18 protein-coding genes are annotated in these 15,314 nt (G+C 68.7%); 10 read left to right on the top strand and 8 right to left on the bottom strand.

Annotation, left to right across the window (positions count from 1 at the left end; all coding sequences use genetic code 11):
* Window positions 1-148: 148 nt before the first annotated feature.
* Window positions 149-910: a bacterial transcriptional activator domain-containing protein gene (locus OG456_RS45665; RefSeq protein WP_266571034.1), complete on the bottom strand. Its 762-nt coding sequence runs from the start codon at window positions 908-910 to the stop codon at window positions 149-151.
* Window positions 911-1,414: 504 nt separating this feature from the next.
* Between OG456_RS45665 and OG456_RS45660 the strand changes: the two genes are divergently transcribed.
* Window positions 1,415-2,239, top strand: coding sequence for a hypothetical protein (locus OG456_RS45660; protein WP_266571033.1), 825 nt, complete (start codon window positions 1,415-1,417; stop codon window positions 2,237-2,239).
* 39 nt (window positions 2,240-2,278) lie between these two features.
* Here OG456_RS45660 and OG456_RS45655 read toward each other — a convergent pair whose 3' ends face one another.
* From OG456_RS45655 to OG456_RS45645, 3 genes are all read right to left on the bottom strand, one after another.
* Window positions 2,279-2,464, bottom strand: coding sequence for a hypothetical protein (locus OG456_RS45655; RefSeq protein WP_266571031.1), 186 nt, complete (start codon window positions 2,462-2,464; stop codon window positions 2,279-2,281).
* Between the two features lie 107 nt (window positions 2,465-2,571).
* On the bottom strand, window positions 2,572-4,044 hold the full coding sequence (gene tnpB, locus OG456_RS45650; protein WP_266571030.1) for an IS607 family element RNA-guided endonuclease TnpB: 1,473 nt from the start codon (window positions 4,042-4,044) through the stop codon (window positions 2,572-2,574).
* Between the two features lie 448 nt (window positions 4,045-4,492).
* A complete protein-coding gene (locus tag OG456_RS45645; protein ID WP_266571029.1) occupies window positions 4,493-5,242 on the bottom strand; it encodes a hypothetical protein in 750 nt (249 codons plus the stop codon).
* A 357-nt stretch (window positions 5,243-5,599) separates the two neighbouring features.
* On the opposite strand from OG456_RS45645, the gene OG456_RS45640 reads away from it, so the two are divergent.
* The 4 genes from OG456_RS45640 to OG456_RS45625 all read left to right on the top strand — a co-directional run bounded on the left by OG456_RS45640 (window position 5,600) and on the right by OG456_RS45625 (window position 7,190).
* Entirely contained in the window at window positions 5,600-5,869 is a 270-nt protein-coding gene (locus tag OG456_RS45640; RefSeq protein WP_266571028.1) for a type II toxin-antitoxin system Phd/YefM family antitoxin, read from the top strand.
* Entirely contained in the window at window positions 5,866-6,114 is a 249-nt protein-coding gene (locus tag OG456_RS45635) for a type II toxin-antitoxin system RelE/ParE family toxin (protein ID WP_266571027.1), read from the top strand. The genes OG456_RS45640 and OG456_RS45635 overlap by 4 nt, the downstream gene beginning before the upstream one ends.
* 420 nt (window positions 6,115-6,534) lie before the next feature.
* The gene (locus OG456_RS45630; protein ID WP_199842141.1) at window positions 6,535-6,807 is read left to right on the top strand and encodes a hypothetical protein; all 273 of its coding nucleotides are present in this window, start codon (window positions 6,535-6,537) and stop codon (window positions 6,805-6,807) included.
* The gene (locus OG456_RS45625) at window positions 6,804-7,190 is read left to right on the top strand and encodes a hypothetical protein (RefSeq protein ID WP_266571026.1); all 387 of its coding nucleotides are present in this window, start codon (window positions 6,804-6,806) and stop codon (window positions 7,188-7,190) included. The genes OG456_RS45630 and OG456_RS45625 overlap by 4 nt, the downstream gene beginning before the upstream one ends.
* Before the next feature lie 47 nt (window positions 7,191-7,237).
* Here the strand turns inward: OG456_RS45625 and OG456_RS45620 are convergent, their stop codons facing one another.
* The 3 genes from OG456_RS45620 to OG456_RS45610 all read right to left on the bottom strand — a co-directional run bounded on the left by OG456_RS45620 (window position 7,238) and on the right by OG456_RS45610 (window position 9,952).
* Window positions 7,238-8,188: a hypothetical protein gene (locus tag OG456_RS45620; RefSeq protein WP_266571025.1), complete on the bottom strand. Its 951-nt coding sequence runs from the start codon at window positions 8,186-8,188 to the stop codon at window positions 7,238-7,240.
* Window positions 8,189-8,426: 238 nt separating this feature from the next.
* Window positions 8,427-9,083 (bottom strand): hypothetical protein, encoded by a 657-nt coding sequence (locus tag OG456_RS45615; protein ID WP_266571024.1) that lies wholly within the window; start codon window positions 9,081-9,083, stop codon window positions 8,427-8,429.
* 131 nt (window positions 9,084-9,214) lie between these two features.
* On the bottom strand, window positions 9,215-9,952 hold the full coding sequence (locus OG456_RS45610) for an SDR family NAD(P)-dependent oxidoreductase (protein ID WP_266571023.1): 738 nt from the start codon (window positions 9,950-9,952) through the stop codon (window positions 9,215-9,217).
* A gap of 84 nt (window positions 9,953-10,036) precedes the next feature.
* Between OG456_RS45610 and OG456_RS45605 the strand changes: the two genes are divergently transcribed.
* The 3 genes from OG456_RS45605 to OG456_RS45595 all read left to right on the top strand — a co-directional run bounded on the left by OG456_RS45605 (window position 10,037) and on the right by OG456_RS45595 (window position 12,951).
* The gene (locus OG456_RS45605; RefSeq protein WP_266571022.1) at window positions 10,037-10,678 is read left to right on the top strand and encodes a TetR/AcrR family transcriptional regulator; all 642 of its coding nucleotides are present in this window, start codon (window positions 10,037-10,039) and stop codon (window positions 10,676-10,678) included.
* A gap of 716 nt (window positions 10,679-11,394) precedes the next feature.
* Window positions 11,395-12,132, top strand: coding sequence for an ISL3 family transposase (locus OG456_RS45600; RefSeq protein WP_266571021.1), 738 nt, complete (start codon window positions 11,395-11,397; stop codon window positions 12,130-12,132).
* A gap of 213 nt (window positions 12,133-12,345) precedes the next feature.
* Window positions 12,346-12,951: a DUF3592 domain-containing protein gene (locus OG456_RS45595; protein ID WP_266571020.1), complete on the top strand. Its 606-nt coding sequence runs from the start codon at window positions 12,346-12,348 to the stop codon at window positions 12,949-12,951.
* Between the two features lie 230 nt (window positions 12,952-13,181).
* On the opposite strand, the gene OG456_RS45590 is transcribed toward OG456_RS45595, so the two are convergent.
* Window positions 13,182-13,760: a TetR/AcrR family transcriptional regulator gene (locus tag OG456_RS45590; protein WP_266571019.1), complete on the bottom strand. Its 579-nt coding sequence runs from the start codon at window positions 13,758-13,760 to the stop codon at window positions 13,182-13,184.
* Between the two features lie 91 nt (window positions 13,761-13,851).
* Here OG456_RS45590 and OG456_RS45585 point away from each other — a divergent pair, with 91 nt between their 5' ends.
* A complete protein-coding gene (locus tag OG456_RS45585; protein WP_266571018.1) occupies window positions 13,852-14,298 on the top strand; it encodes a DUF1772 domain-containing protein in 447 nt (148 codons plus the stop codon).
* A gap of 232 nt (window positions 14,299-14,530) precedes the next feature.
* Complete coding sequence (locus OG456_RS45580) at window positions 14,531-14,956, top strand: DUF4267 domain-containing protein (RefSeq protein ID WP_266571017.1); 426 nt, start codon at window positions 14,531-14,533, stop codon at window positions 14,954-14,956.
* Window positions 14,957-15,314 lie beyond the last annotated feature (358 nt).

The following is a 15,314-nucleotide window of genomic DNA, read 5'->3' as shown; positions in this document are numbered from 1 at the left end:
GACCCGGCACGCGGTGGTGACGGTCACCCGGCTGCGATGACCCGCAGCGGCTGGACGACTCGAAACGCCCCGCTCGACCGCCGATGTGCGATCAGCCTGCACCGATCCGCCTTCAGCGTCGGGAAGTTGTGGATCCCGCGTCCGCGCATCAGGACGCGGTTCGGCCCATGATGGTGTCGAAGACTTTCTCGGTCTCGCCTTCCATCCCGATCTCGAGGCGTCGGTTGACGCTGCGGAGGGTTTCGTATGCGGCACTGACCCCGGCGCGGTTGCCTGCCTGGTCCTCGGTGAGCATCCAGTCCTGGTACAGGATTTCTGCGCTGTCGTCGATGTCGAGTCCGCGCGTGACGGCGCGGCGGGCGGCGGTGAGGTCCGGGCGTGGTGCGTTGCGGTGCCAGGTCGCGAGTGTGTGGGCGACGTCGGTGATGCGGACGAGCATTTCCTGGATGCGGGGGGCGGCCCAGGCCAGGTCGGCGGCGCCGTCGAACGGGCGGCCGCGCACGAGGTCGAGTGCCGCTTCCAGGTCCGCGATGCCGGCCTCTGGGCCCTTGACGAGTCCGCGTTCGGCGAGCTGGGTGAAGCGTGTCCAGTCGCAGCGGGCTGTGGGGGAGAGGCGGTAGGTGCCGGTGCGTTCCCGGGGCAGGAAGGGGTTTCCGTCCACGTCGGTGCCCAGGCGGTTGCGCAGTTCGGAGATGCGGGACGGGAGCGTTGCTTTGGACCAGGGCTTGCGTTGGTCCATGGCCTCGCGGGCGGTGTCGCTGCTGATGCCCGGCAGGTTCTGCAAGTTGCCTCCCCACCACCAGCCGCGCACGCATCCCACGGGGAAGACGATTGCGGTCAGCCAGCCGTACCACTCCACCAGCAAGACCACCGCAGTGTCCCGCGGAGACTGCGTCTGTGTGGTCCCCATTGCGTACTCCCGTCAGGATCCGGGCGGCCTTGCGCCGCCCACCTGAACCCCCAAGGAGCACCAGCCCTCAAAACGTGACCGTCAGAGAGAAAGAATCTTGCTCGGCCGGGAGCGTGGGCCACTCGAAGGCGGCCCACGCTCGCGATCGACGCGGCATGTAGCAGGCGGGCGCCTCAGTAGACGCGATGCTCTTCGAGCCACTCGCGGTCGAGGATGATGTAGGCCCACCGCTCCTCCTCGGCCTCAGTGCGCCCCGACGCGAGAACCTCGTTGAACTCAGCCTACGTACGGGCCGAGGCTCGCCACGCGCCGGTGGTCCCGGGCCTGCCGGGTCCGCTCGCGGCGTTCACGAACCCGGTGTTCCTGGCGCGTAGGACTCCAGCCTTCCAAAAGGGGAGGGGGTGGCCTGGACAGCACGGCTGGCTAGGCTGCCCCTCCTGAATGTTTGCCACAGCGGCGGCGTGCGGCAGTGCCGGGCGCGCCAAGACGGGGGACGGAAGACGCATGGCAGATCGCCAGACGGTCCAGTTGTTCGACCACATGCGCAGGGGCATGCCGTTCGAGTTCACGACCAAGATGTCGATGATGAAGCGGCTCGCGACGCTGGTGTCCACCGCCGAGCTCTTCGGCTATCAGTACGCCGGAGCCCGGCAGGAGATCTTCTCCATCAAACTGCTCTTCACCCCCGACCCGAGCCCGCAGGCGCAGGCACGCGCCGCGCAGTGCTGGCCGTACGCGCCGCAGATGCCCGGGATCCCGCCGCAGACGCTGGAACTCAACAAGAAGCGCGTGCTGTTCGACCTGAGCAGCAAGGCCGCGCTGCTGAAGCGGCTGCCGGTCGTCGGGGTGATCGTCCTCCTGGCGTTCCTGCGCTCGCTCACCTTCCTGGGCAGCTCTCCAGGCCTCGCCCTCGGCTATGGGTGCGGCATGGCCGTCCTGGCCGGCGTCGGCATATGGATCAACTTCCTGCGCCACAAGAAGGCCGGCGCGTACCTCCAGGCGGCGGGCTTCGTACGCCACGAGCCCGCCCCCGGCCAGGTCTTCCACCTGCCGCCGGGCTCCCAGCCGCAGCACGGCCAGTCGCTGCAGCAGTACGCACAGCAGGCGCCCGGGTACGGCGGCCAGGCCCAGCCCCCGCACGGCGCACCGCAGCAGCAGCCCCCGCAGTACGGACAGCAGCAGCCCCCGCAGTACGGACAGCAGCAGCCCCCGCAGTACGGACAGCAGCAGCCCCCGCAGTACGGACAGCAGCAGCCCCCGCAGTACGGACAGCAGCAGCCCCCGCAGTACGGACAGCAGGCGCCCTACAGCGGCTGGCCGCCGCAGTAGGAGGAGGAGGAGGGAGGGAGGGGAGGGGGCAGGAGTCGGTTACCCCTGCCAGACGATCCCGACCACCACGCAGCACATGCCGCGCCCGACCGGCTTCGGGCTCCTGGCGGCGCCGTCGTGCTGCCACGCGTTCTTCCCGCTCCGGTTGAACAAGGTGTCGTCGACCGCCACCATGATCGCCGCGCCCTGCGGCAGCAGCGTTCTGACGATCAGATGGGCCAGCACGATCCCCAGGCTCCATCGTCGTCGCGGTGAACGTCGTGAACCGTTGCTGAGGTCATAGTCAGATCTCAGCAATCCGTGCGTTTACGCACAGATGGTCCTTAACGGTGTCACCACAGCCCGAGCTGGGCGGTGGTGTCCTGTTGAAGGTCTCGCGGTTCCTTCCGCCTGTGGGGCGGGTTTGCGCCACCTGCCCGCACCGGGTCAGCTTTGCGGCTGGCCCGGCTGGCGCGGGTCTTCTGGTCGGCTCCACGCGGTTTCGGCACGCTGGGCGTGCCCCGGTCTCCGGCCACTCCGGTACCGGTTGTGCCGGCCGATGCGAGGTCGGCGAGGTTGCGGGCAGCGTTCTCGTCCCGGTCGATGACCAGGCCACATGCGTCGCAGGAGAACACTCGCACGTGCAGGGGCAGTTTGGCTTTCACTGTCTTGCACGACGAGCAGGTTTTCGAGGACGGGTACCAGCGCGAGGCGACGACCGTGGGGCAGGCGTTGCGCCGGCCTTTGTAGGTGAGCTGACGGCGGATCTCTGCGAATCCGGCATCGGCGATCTTCCGTGCCAGACGGCGGTTGCGGAGCATGCCGGCGACGTTGAGGTCTTCGACCACGACGGTGCCGTACTCGGCACGCACGGCGGTGGTGAGCTTGTGCAGGGCGTCTTCGCGCAGGTTCGCCACGCGGTGGTGCACGCGGTTGCGTTCGGCGTTCGCCTTGACCCATCGTTTCGATGGTTCCCGGCGGATGGTCTTGCCGGTGGCCCGGTCGTGCACGGCCGGCCCTTGGCGGCGCGACACACGACGGGACAGACGCCGCAGCCGCTTTTGTTCGCCCTCGTAGTGCTTGGGGTTGTCGACGTACCGGATCTGTCCGGCACTGTCGGCCATCACCGCGAGCACCTTCACCCCGAGGTCGATACCGACTGCGACACCAGGACGGGCCACGGGGGTGATCTCCAGCTTGACCTCCATCTGGAAGGACACGAACCAGCGGCCCCGCTCATGCCGCACCGTCGCGGACAGGATGCGCGCCATTCCGCTCTGCACGCGGGCCACAAGCTTGACGGTGGACTCATGGGTGCGGATGGTTCCGAGCACCGGCAGCGTCACGTGCCCCTCGTCGGCCACGCGGATGCTACCGGTGGTGAACCGGCACGCAAGACGGGCCTTGCGCTTGGACTTGAAACGTGGCGTACCCATGCGGGCGCCCTTGCGGCGGCCGTTCTTCGACTTCGTGTAGTTGTCGAACGCGGCAGCCGCGTTGGCCAGGCCGGTGCTGTACGCCTCCTTGGAGTTCTCGTGCCACCAGTGGGCATAGCGCGGATCGGTGCGCTTGACCTGGTTGAACTCCTTACGCAGCGCGGGCAGCGACCACGGCCGCCACGGCGTCAGCTGCTCCTCGGCGACCCCGTACGAGGCTTCCGCCTTCCGCTGCCACCACGAGGCCGTCACCCAGCCGACAGCCCAGTTGTACGCGGCCCGAGCAGCCCCGCAGTGCGACCGCAGCGCGGATTCCTCAGTCGCATTCGGGTCCAGGGCGAAACGGAACGCCTGCACCACAAAGCCCGGCTGCGGCTGGAACTTCTTCACCCTGAACACCCCCTCACTAGCCAGTCATTGACTATGCACTACCACCAGCGGTGAAGCCTGCGAGCGGCTGGAAATCGCCTGGCGCACCCTCTACAACCTCCACCGCCAAAGCCCGGACTTTCCCAAGCTTAAGAAGATCGGACGATCCCTCCTATGGGAGGCAAAAGCCCTGGATGCCTGGCGGGACGAGCACCCCAAGCGTCAGAGAAAGAAGACGTTCGTTGAGATCCGACTATGCATCCCGCAGCATTGTTAGCCCCGGCGCGGTGAACACGCGCAGCTTCCCCAGCACCGCCAGCAGCATCGGACTCGCGGGCATGGCTTCCCCTCCCCGGGTGCGGTCGCCACAACGCCGATGCTGCCATCGCTTCGGCCCCCCACGGGCGTGAACAGCAGGCCCGTCACCCGCCCGGGTGGGAACCGCTGTTCGGCTCCCGCGCACCGACCGCTACCAGCGCGGCCCGAACAAGCGACGCCCCCGCGACGGCTGCTCGGGAAAGGCGACCTCGAAGTGGAATCCGTCGTCGCCGACCGCGCGCCGCAGCGTCCGCAGCACCGCATTGGGATCGTCATAGGGGCCGTTGACGAAGAAGGGCTTGCCGTCCCGGCCAAAGCCGATCGGGCTGGGGTCCGCAGGTTCGCCGAGCAGCGCGGCGGCCTCCGTGAACTCCTCAGCGAGCTCCGCCTCGGGTTCGAACCCGAAGCCGCGCGCGTAGGCGGCGGCCCCGAACACCAGAGCGCGGGCGAGGTCGGCCGGAACCTGCACATGCCCCTCGTAGGCGCTGAAGTAGAGCCCCCGGTGCCCGGCCAGCCGACTCTCACTCATCGGCTCCGGGGCGAGCGCGTTCTTCACCCCCAGACACCACACGTCCAGCAGGAACCCCGCGACCCGCGCCTTCGTGGAGCGCGTGCTGTCCGCAGCGACGAGTACCGCGACTAGGCCGCGCACCTCCTCCGCGTCGGAAGCTCCGGGATCAAGGCCCGCCCACTGCGGCGCACTCTCAAGATCCACACTGCGGCTCCAGCCGGCGTTCACCCAGCATCGAGGGTCGCCGCGACCCGGCCCCCAGGCCGCGACCGCGTCATTCAGTACCCCGACAACGTCTCCGGCACTCATCCCCAGCGCCCTGGCGATCGCTTTCACCGACCGGCCCTGCTGGTCAAGGAGCCGCACCCGCGCAACAAGCAACTCATCCACAGCCGCACCCTACGGCCCATGCCAAGCATCCAGGAGCCGAACGCCAGCAGTCCCACCCACCCGAGCGACCTTGCGAAAACTGCGAAGGTCGAGTGGGACACCGGGGCGCAAGTAATCCGCCGGTAGGTCTCACCGGTTCGTGTTTGGCATTCCCTGGCCCGCGAGAAGGGGGCGACGGATGAGGGGGTCCAGGAGGCGGGCCGCCGGGTTGTAGGCTCCGCCAGCCCCGGAAGGTCTATGTGCGCCCCGCGGCGGAGCCCGAAAACGGCCCGTTCAGGAGGGTGCCTGTGCATGATTCGGGCGCGGCCGGCGGTGCAGAGCCACCCCATAAGTGTGCACTAGGTGTACTGTAGATGCATGACGGCTTCATATCCGATCACTGAGGCGCGGGGCCAGCTCGGAGAGCTCGCCCGCCGCGCCGCCCAGCATGAACGTGTGATTCTCACCGACCGCGGCCAGCCCGCTGCTGTCCTCATTTCTCCCGCCGAGCTGGAGGACATGGAGGACGCCCTGGCCGTGGCCCGCCTCGAACGCGACCGGGCGCTCGGGGCGCAGCTCGCACCTGTTGCCGACACCGATGCCCGCGCTCTGTTCCGGCAGGCCGCTGAGCGCGGTGCCGCCCGGTGAGCTGGACCGTCACCTGGGAGCCGTCCGCAGTCAACGCCACGGTGCGTGTCCTGGAGGAACGCCCCGACACGCTTGATGAGGTGTTCGCGGCAAGCGGCATGCTCGTGGAGGATCCGAAACCGGCGGGCAGTACTCCGTGGGGGACCAGCCACCGCCGTCTGCGCGTCGGCCGCCGGCGCCTCCTCTACCGCATCGACGACGCGAACCGCACCCTTCACATCGAGCACGTCGAATTCACGGCATAAGCACCAACGCGGACTGGCGCGAGCGGAGTCAACTGCCGTGCGCACCGGTCCGGTTCACGTACCTGGGTTGCCGATCCGCAGGTACGGTTCTGGCGTCGAGCCGGAACGGAGCCCAGTGTGCACGCTCATTCCCAAGACCACACCGGTGCGCGCATAGCGCGTCTGCGGCACGCCCGTCATCTGACGCGGGCCCAGCTCGCCGACTTGGCCGGACTCTCCGTGTCGATCGAGCAAGGGCGCAACCAGCCATGCCGTTCGTCATTGCGCAGGTGGCCGCGGTGCTTCGCGTGGACATGCTCGAGGCCGCGCACCGTCGCCTGCCGAACTCATTCCTCTCCTACGGATCGTGGCTTGGCCCCGTCGCACGCCGAGAGTCGAAGCACACCAGCCCCGAGGTATTCACTCCGGTATACTCGCGGTATGGATACGACGATCAAGATCGGTGCCGAGACTCGGGACAAGCTTGCGGCCTTGGCCGAGGCCCGCAACATGTCGATGCGGGCGTTGATTGAGGAGTTCGCCGCGACTGCGCTCACGCCCGCGCAGCTGCAGGAACGGGCCGAGCGCACGGACGCATTCCTGGTCTCGGAGTTCGGCCATCGGGTCAGCGAGGATGATGCCGGTGCGCTGCGTGAGCGAATGCGTCAGGCGCAGGCCGCCCACCAGTCGCGAGTGCGGGGCACGGCAGCGTGATCATCGAGCACTACATCCTGGACAGTGCCACCCTCCTCGCCCTGGGCGGACACAAGCAGGTCTCTGGGCTCGTTCATGTCGCAGCCGGTGATCCCACCGTGCGGCTGTGGGTGCCGATCGTGTCCGCGCTGGAAGCAGAGCGGGAACGAACCGGGATCGTCGACTACCTCGGCATCCTCGACGTACTGCACACCTTGGACACCGACTACGAGGCCGCCCACGCCATCGCCGACCTGCACCGCCGGAACGTCCCGTTCGGCGTGGCGGCCGCAGTGCACGCCGCACGTCCTACCCTGGACCGTCCCGACGGTGCGCTTGTCGCCACCATCGCCCCCTCGGACTACGAGGACCTCGGTGCGCCGGTGATGGACCTCAACTCGTAGGCCCGACAGGGATGTGGGGTGCCGGCGGCGAGCGCACTACGCGACGCTCAGTCCTTGTAGGTGACGCGGACGTGGCCGTAGTGGCCGCCGGTGACCGTGTGTGGATTGTTCAGCCCGTGGTCGTACGGTCGTCCCCAACCGCCCTGGTCCTGGGGGTGGTTGATGCTCCAGATGCGGACCTGCCAGATCACGTACTGCACGTCCAGCGCACCGGCGTTCTTGCGCAGCCATGCGGCCAGGGCCCAGCCCTGAGCGAGCGCGGTGCCGGAGGCGCGCGTGCCGAGGGTGCCGGGGGTGTAGTCGCAGGCGCGGCCGAGCGGGTGCTCGCCGCCATCGGCGCGCGGGGTCTGGCAGCCGAGCCCACCGTGCCAGCGCGGCCACTTTTCCAGGATCTCCTGGTATCCGTGGGCCGTTGCGCCGGTCAGGCAGCGTCCCCCGGTCGGGTCGGCGTACGAGCAGGCCGTCGCCCCGCCCTGATACGCGGCCGGACGGCCGGGCAGAGAAACCGATACGGGCACGGGGCCGTTGCTGCCGGTGTTGCCGAGGGCGTCGCCGGCCTGGTCGTACTGGTGCACGTACTGCAGGACTTCGTCCGCGTACCAGCCGGCGTGGTTGTAGCGCAGGGCGGCCTTGCGTAGCTGGTTGTCATCGCTCAGGTCGCTGTGCCCGGCGCCGCACAGGTAGACGGCGGCGCCGAGCGCCGCGTCGAACGCGTTGTGCGGGTCCTTGATGGCGTCGCCATTGCCGTCCTGGCCCGTGGGCCCGTTCCAGGTGGAGGGCAGGAACTGCACCGGGCCCACGGCGCGGTCGTAGGAGGTGTCGTTGTCCCACGTGCCGCCGTCGGTGTCAGCCACCTTGGTCTTGTTGCCGCCGGCGCCGGAGCCGTCGAGGCGGGCCCCGATGATGCGCGGGGTGATCGTCCCGTCGTGTGCGATGCGATGGCCCGCGGCGTGGTGGGACTCGACCCGACCGAACCCGACCAGCGCATGCCCTTGCACTTCGGGCGCAGCGTGAGGGCGCGGGAGGCCGCGTTCGCGTACGCGGACAGCATCACCGGGGCGATCCCCTTCACCGAGGCCGGCGCACCCTGCACGGCCCCGGACAGGTAGGCGGCCTGTCGCCGTTGTTCGTCCTGGTCGGCGGCCACCGATCCGGTGAGGACGACGAAGGCGCCAACGCAGAGCAGCAGCGGTATGACGGCGGCGGCCGCGCCGAGCGCGAGCCATCCCTTCTTCGTCACGGCGTTCTCCGGCGGGCCGGCGCGGGCTGTGCCGTAGGCGGTGGGGGACCGGCGGGGGCCGCGGGAGACTGAGGAGCTGGATCTGGGGCGCGGCGGGCCGCGTTCGTACTCATTCGGTACAGCCGCCGGCGCAGGGCCTGCTGTTGGGAGGACGCGGCCGGTTGCGCCACGGGCCGGGCGGACCGGCGCGGTGGCCGTGCCCGCATCGGCGCGGGTCCCGGAGCGGCTGCGGGCCGGTGCGCGGCGGGGGCCGGGAGGAGCGGCCGGTTGACGACGCGCGGCGGAGTGCGCGGGTGTGGGCGGGGCGGCAGCCCGCGGTGCATGCGGATCTTGTTGCCGGCCCAGCGGCCGCCGACGTTGTTCCAGTATGTCTGGGAGAAGTCACGGACGGCCGGCAGCTGACGGGTCACGGGCTGGGTGAGCCTGGAGCGCAGTTGGGCGGCGGAGCGCGCCAGGTTGCCCGGGGCGGCCTTGACCGCCGTGTGTGCGGCACGGGCGGCTTGTGGCAGGTAGACGGGCGCGTCGAGGGTGTACTTGATCCCGAGCCTCGGCAGATGCGGCCACACTGGGCAGGTGATGAAGCTGCCCCGCGTGGAGTGCACGAGCTGCGGCCGGGAGATCGCTGCCGGCCCGGTGGCCGGGTGGCTGACCAAGTGCCGTCTCCAAAGAGGCCGCGGCCACGATCTCGTTGCTTCGGGTGCACTGGGCCTCGTACGACGCACACGCGCGGCCGGGGTGCGTCCCATCGCTTCGAGGGAACCGGATGCGCACCACCGGCCGTCGTTCAGGCCCGGGTGTAGCCGCCGTCCGCGAAGAGTTCGGCGCCGGTGACGAACGACGAGGCGTCCGAAGCCAGGAAGAGGGCGGCCTCGGCGATTTCCTCAGTGTCGGCCAGCCGCCCCAGTGGCACGACGGCCTCGGCGAACTGGTCGACGTCCGGCCCTGCGGCGCTCAGCAGGCCAGGGGTCCGCGTTGGTCCCGGGCTGAGCACGTTGACCCGGAATCGGCGCTCCCGTGACTGCCGGGCCCAGTTGTGCACGAGGTTGCTCACCGCCGCCTTCGAGGCGCTGTAGACCTCGAGTTGCTCATTGGGCCGCACGCTGTTGCTCGAGCCGATGACCAGGATGGAGGCGTTCTCCGCCAGCAGCGGAAGCGCCTTCTGAACGGTGAATAGTGGGCCCTTGATGTTGACGGCGAGCGTCAGGTCGACGTTCGCCTCGGTGTGAGCGCCGAGCGCGGCGTCCGCGACGATTCCTGCGTTGGCCACCAGCACGTCGATGCGTCCGGCCTCCTCGCGGACTCGCGCGTAGAGCGCGTCCAGGTCGGCCAGGACCGAGACGTCGGATCGTACGCCGGTGGCCGCTGGGCCCATCTCCTTGACTGCCGCTTCGAGGCGGTCGATGTCCCGGCCGGTCACGAAGACCCGTGCGCCCTCCCGGACGAAGCGGTGGGCGATGGCCAGCCCGATCCCGCTGGTCCCTCCGGTGATCACGGCCACCTTCTCCTGCAGCACGCCTGACATGTCGAACCCCTTCAGTTGTGGAATGGATCGTCCATAACGTAAGCGGTAATGGACGATCCAGTCAAGAATGGATAGGCTGAGACCATGCCGAGACCACGCGCATTCGACGAACACCAAGTCCTGGAGCGGGCCCGGGAACAGTTCTGGGCGACCGGCTATGCAGGAACCCGGATGGACGACATCGCCCAGGCGACCGGCCTGGGCAAGGGCAGCCTGTACGGCGCATTCGGCGACAAGGGCAAGCTGTTCCACCGTGTGTTTGGCGACTGGTGCACCGCAGTCGTTGAGGTGGCCGAAGGGCGGCTGGCAGGTGGCCCGGACGCAGAGGCCTTGGCCCGGCTGTCGGGATACGTGCACCTGATGGCGGAGAACACCGCCTCCGACACCGAGCGCCGCGGGTGCCTGTTGGCCAAGGGCGCTGCGGAACTGGCCCAGCACGATCCGACGGTCGCCGGGCGGTCGGCCGAGACCATGACGGCGCTGCTGACCCTGCTGCGGACGGAGATCAGCGCCGCCCAGCGCCACGGCGACATCGATAGCGCTGCAGATCCGGAGCGGTTGGCGGCACTGCTGCTGACGGTGGTCCGCGGGATCGAGGCCGTAGGCAAGGCCGGCCTGGACCCGGAGACGCTGCGGAACATTGCAGACACCGCACTGGCGGTCCTGCCCATGCCCGAGGGGCAGAAACGCCTCGCAACCGGGCGCAGTCCGGCCCGCGAGACCTAACTTGGTGCCATCACGGTCACATGATCCGCCGCACATTGCCTTGAAGTTCCCCGTGCTGTTGAACACTCATACTTACGCCGCAAGGGCGTGTCCTTGCTCGTAGCGGTGTCGGATTTCCAGTGGCGTGAGGTAGTTCAGCACAGCCTTGAGTTCCAGTCGGCGCGGGCTATCTGCATGCAGGAGGCGTGTCGCGTCAACGCCTACATCGTCCGCGCCGCCCGCTGCACCGCCACCCTCGACGCCGGCTACCAGCTCGCCGCCCTCGGCCTCAGCCACGAAACTGGGGGAGGGCGACACTCTGTGACCCAAGAGATCAAGCGCGCCGACGTCTGGACTCTGTCGGTCCGTCAAGACGTCCTGGTCGTCCCGCTGTCCGGCCTCGACAAGGCGTACGGAGCCGTCCTCGGACTCGTGCTGCACCCCGCGGGCCGCTATCCGACAGCGCGATGTCCGTCGTCATCCGCGACCCGATCCCCTGCTGATGGCGACCGATGTTTACGAGTTTTGGGTTCCGGCACAGATCTTGGGGAGCCGTCGCAGAGCGTTACCGCGATGTTCGATTGCGAGGAGGCAGGGTCGCGTGAGACCGGTACGCCTTGTCGTCCGACGGTCAGAATTGACGCCCCATCAGGTGTCTGCCCATCGCTGCTGCGGTCAGTTGTGGACGGTGATGGTGCTGGTCATGCAGACCCGATGCACCGTTCTGGGACTCGCTGGTGTTCGACGGGACCGACGAGGTGGATGTCGAGGCGGTTACGGCCGCGTTCGGCACGGTCGAGATGGTGGCTAAAGGCCGCGCGGCCGGGGCGGCTTGTCCGGACTCCGGCCGCTTTTCGGACCGGGTCCACGACCGTTACCGGCGCACGCTGAAGGACGTTCCGCTCGCTGGGCGGGGCTTTGTGATCCGGCTGACGGTCCGGCGCTTCATCTGCGGGGTGGCGGACTGTCCGCGCCGGACGTTCGCCGAGCCGTTCTCGCGGCTGGCCGCCCCGCACGCACGGTTCACCACGCGGCTCAACCACGCCCTGGAGCGAGTTGGGCTCGCGCTGGCCGGGCCGGCCGGCGCCCGGCTGGCTGCCCAGTTGGGATTCGGCGCGGGACGGATGACCTTGTTACGCAGGGTCATTGCACTGCCCGATCCACAGTTCAGCACACCGCGCGTGCTGGGCGTGGACGACTTCGCGATCCGTCGCGGCCAGACCTATTCCACCGTCTTGACCAGCGTCGAAGACCATCGCGTGGTCGATGTGCTCCCGACCCGTGAAGCCGGGCCGCTGGCCGCCTGGCTGATCCGCTACCCCGGCGTGGAGATCGTCTGCCGGGACCGGGCGGGCGCCTACGCCGAGGGTGCCCGCCGCGGTGCCCCCGACGCTCTGCAGATCGCCAACCGATTCCATCTGTGGCAGGGCCTCGGTCGAGCCGTGGAGACCTGCGTCGCTGCCCACCGCGACTGACTGCGCAATTCGTCGCCCAGCGGCATGTTGCCAGAGGCCACCCGACTGGCTTCCGGCAACAGCCTATGTGTCGGGTCGGACAGGGCCTCCTTACGCCAGTGGTGGTCGGGGGGCGAGGTGACAGGGCCGGGGTCCGTGACCACCCCTTGCAATCGAACGTTCCCGCCACGCTCCGCGATGGCTCCCCAAGATCTGTGCCAGAACCCACGATTCGTGAACAAGGCCAGAGCCGGCCTGCTCGGGACGGCCTGGCAGCAGCTGCCCGAAGATCGCGAGGACGCGGTCCCGGCCGCCCTCGGCCTGCAGCGGGACGCGGCACAGGCCCGACCACTCCTGATGCCGCTCATCGAGGTAGCCGAGGACGGTCGATGGATTGCTGTGACGAGTAGAGTCCCCCGTGCCCGAGACTGCTCTGAGGGGGTGGGGACGATGCTCGACGGGCTGCACTCGTATGCGATCGGCGTTCTGATCACGGCGGTCCCTGTGCTGGTGGGCGCGCTGCTCTTCATCTGGCGGGACGTGAACCTGCGGCGCAGGGGAGTGGTTGTCCGGGCCAAATGCGTGGAATCGAAGCGCACCGACAAGCGGACGGTCAGGCTCCGCCTGCTCTATGAGGTGGAGGGCGTGCAGTACTACTGCGACAGCCTGCCCTTCCCGTCTCCACCGGTCGGCGTCGGACAGCGACTGGACGTGATCTACGATGCCAAAACCCCTGGCTACTCAGAGGTCGTGCACCAGAGAACCAGTGGTTGGGTGCCAAGAATCGTCGGCACAGTCGCTGTCGTGCTGCTTTTGCTGACCGGGATTTCCTACCTCTGACCCGTGCACTTCGACTCCGGCCTCACCGTGCGAAGAACCGCCGGTTGAAGCAGCCGATACACCCCACCTCCCGGCCTTCGCTGCCGCGGCTGCACTGAACGGGCGGGAACTGGGCCCGCGGCAGCGCGTGGAGGAACCGGTGATAGGCCTGCTCCTTGCGCGTACGGTGCGCCAGCTCCTGTGGGCGCGAGTGACCGGAAGCGATGCCGCGTGCCCGCCGGGATGGTGTGTCAGAGCACGGCGAGGCGGTCCACCAGCAGTTCCACTCTTTGCTCGGTGTCCTGCGGCGGCAGCCGTCCCGCCCGGCTCAGGGTCGCGATCCCGTGCAGGGATGCCCAGAACACCTCGGTGAACAGTCCGGGGTGGACGCCGTCCCCGGCGACCTCGCCGAGGCACTCCAGCAGGGCGGCGAAGGCATCCTTGAGAGGTTCCGGGGTGTCCTCCTGCGCGTATGCCAGGCCGCCGTCGAGCTGGAACAGGGCGTCGTAGACCGCCGGGTTGCGCTCGGCGAAGTGGAGGTAGCCGCGCGCGAGAGCGGCGACCCGCTCGCGCGGACCGTCCGCGGCGGAGGTCGCGGCCCGCAGCGCGACGGCCATCTCGGCGGCGCCCTCCAGGGCGACGGCGCCGATGATCTCGCGCTTGCCGCGGAAGTGGCTGTAGAGGACGGGCTGGCTGTACTCGATGCGCTCGGCGAGCCGGCGCGTGGTGACCGCGTCCCAGCCCTGCTGCTCGGCGAGTTCACGGGCCGTCGCCACGATCAGGCGCTCACGGGCCGCCCGTTCGCGCTGCTTGCGTTCATGTACCGACATGATTCGATCCTAGCATCGCTAGACAATCAAGCGGCAGTAGTACTAGCGTTAGCTCCACAGCTAGCAACGCTAGATATCTGGAGGGGTCGTCATGCTCAACGCACTCGAGGTCGTCACCACCGTGGTCGTCGGCGTGATGGTGGGGGTGGAGTTCTCCGTCGCCTTCGTCATCAACCGGATCCTCAACGCACTTCCCGGCGACGCCGGCCAACTCGGCCACGCCCACGGCGGCCGGATGCTCGGCGCCGTGATGCCGTTCTGGTACATCGGCTCGCTCGTCCTCGCCGCGATCTGGGCCATCGCCGGATGGCACGACCACGGCACCGGACTCGTCGTCACCGCCGCCGGACTGCTGATCCTCAGCGTCATCATGTCGATCCTGCTGCTCGTCCCGATCAACAACCGGAACAAGACGTGGACCCCCGAGAACCGGCCCGCCGACTGGAAGGAGCAGCTGAACCGCTGGAACCGCTGGCACTACGTCCGCGTCGCCGTCCTCATCGCCGCCTTCGGCCTGCTGGCCGCCGCCCTCACCTGAGCCTGCGGGCTGACACCGCGCCGGTGGCGCACAATCCCCACTCCCCGGGCGACGGCGGGCCACCGAAATCCCAACGTCCGGGAATGCAGCTGCCGTTCAGATCCCACAACTGCGATTCCGACGAACCACGCCTCTCGATCAGCCGCGTCCGCGCGGCCTGATCAGGCCCCACACGACTCAGCAACCTCCACGAAACTCACCAAGTTGGCGAAGACTCTTAAGGAGAAGAACAATGTCGCTGAAGAAGATCAACACCGTCCTGGCCGCCGCCTTCATCCTCTTCGTCCTCTGGTTCGGGACGGAGTTCATCGTGAGCCCGCAGACGACGGCGCCGGGCTTCGGCCTGCCGAGCTGGCCGTCCGGCGACGGCGACGGCTTCCTGATCATCAAGGGAATCCGCGACGTCGTCATGGCCCTGGTCCTGGGCATCCTGCTGGTGACGGGCCACCGCCGGGCGCTGGGCTGGGCGTTGCTGGTGGAGGCCCTCGCCGCGTACGGCGACATGACCACCGTGCTGGCCCACCACGGCTCCGTGGCCACCGCGCTCGGCGTCCACGCCCTGACCGCGACACTGATGGTGGTCAACGGCCTGCTGATCATGCGCGAAACCCGCAAGGCCGCGGCCGCTCCGGCAACGCCCGCCCCTCAGCCCGCCTAACGCCACCTTGGCACGTGTCGGTTTGCGCCTGTCAGCGCCCGCCGGGAAGGGGACGAGCTCTCCGTGACGGCCTGTCAGTCCTTACCGAGCCCGCGCCGAAGCTTGCTCTTCTTGGCAGGCCGCTCGGGGGCCGGAGCCTCGTGGGCGTAGTCCAACTCGGCGACAGAGATTCGGATGAAAGCTGTCCACGTGACGGCAGAGGTCCACCCCGTGACAGGTCAACGAAGTGGGGAACGAAGAGCGGGCCTGGGGATTTTCACGAAGTCTCATCACTGCACAGCGGTCGCGGTGAACCCTTCAGCAACTGCGTATCGTCCGCTTCGCCGATGCGGCCTACCGCGGCGGCGTCGACGCCGCC

The sequence above is a fragment of the Streptomyces sp. NBC_01446 genome (assembly GCF_026340095.1).
Classification (GTDB): Bacteria; Actinomycetota; Actinomycetes; order Streptomycetales; family Streptomycetaceae; genus Streptomyces; species Streptomyces aureus.
This window is presented reverse-complemented; position numbering and strand designations above follow the sequence as displayed.

Excerpts from the sequence above, each read along its gene's own strand:
- OG456_RS45665 (WP_266571034.1), bottom strand. The coding sequence starts at position 910 with ATGGGGACCACACAGACGCAGTCTCCGCGGGACACTGCGGTGGTCTTG.
- OG456_RS45660 (WP_266571033.1), top strand. The coding sequence starts at position 1,415 with ATGGCAGATCGCCAGACGGTCCAGTTGTTCGACCACATGCGCAGGGGC.
- OG456_RS45640 (WP_266571028.1), top strand. The coding sequence starts at position 5,600 with ATGACGGCTTCATATCCGATCACTGAGGCGCGGGGCCAGCTCGGAGAG.
- OG456_RS45630 (WP_199842141.1), top strand. The coding sequence starts at position 6,535 with ATGGATACGACGATCAAGATCGGTGCCGAGACTCGGGACAAGCTTGCG.
- OG456_RS45610 (WP_266571023.1), bottom strand. The coding sequence starts at position 9,952 with ATGTCAGGCGTGCTGCAGGAGAAGGTGGCCGTGATCACCGGAGGGACC.
- OG456_RS45605 (WP_266571022.1), top strand. The coding sequence starts at position 10,037 with ATGCCGAGACCACGCGCATTCGACGAACACCAAGTCCTGGAGCGGGCC.
- OG456_RS45590 (WP_266571019.1), bottom strand. The coding sequence starts at position 13,760 with ATGTCGGTACATGAACGCAAGCAGCGCGAACGGGCGGCCCGTGAGCGC.
- OG456_RS45585 (WP_266571018.1), top strand. The coding sequence starts at position 13,852 with ATGCTCAACGCACTCGAGGTCGTCACCACCGTGGTCGTCGGCGTGATG.
- OG456_RS45580 (WP_266571017.1), top strand. The coding sequence starts at position 14,531 with ATGTCGCTGAAGAAGATCAACACCGTCCTGGCCGCCGCCTTCATCCTC.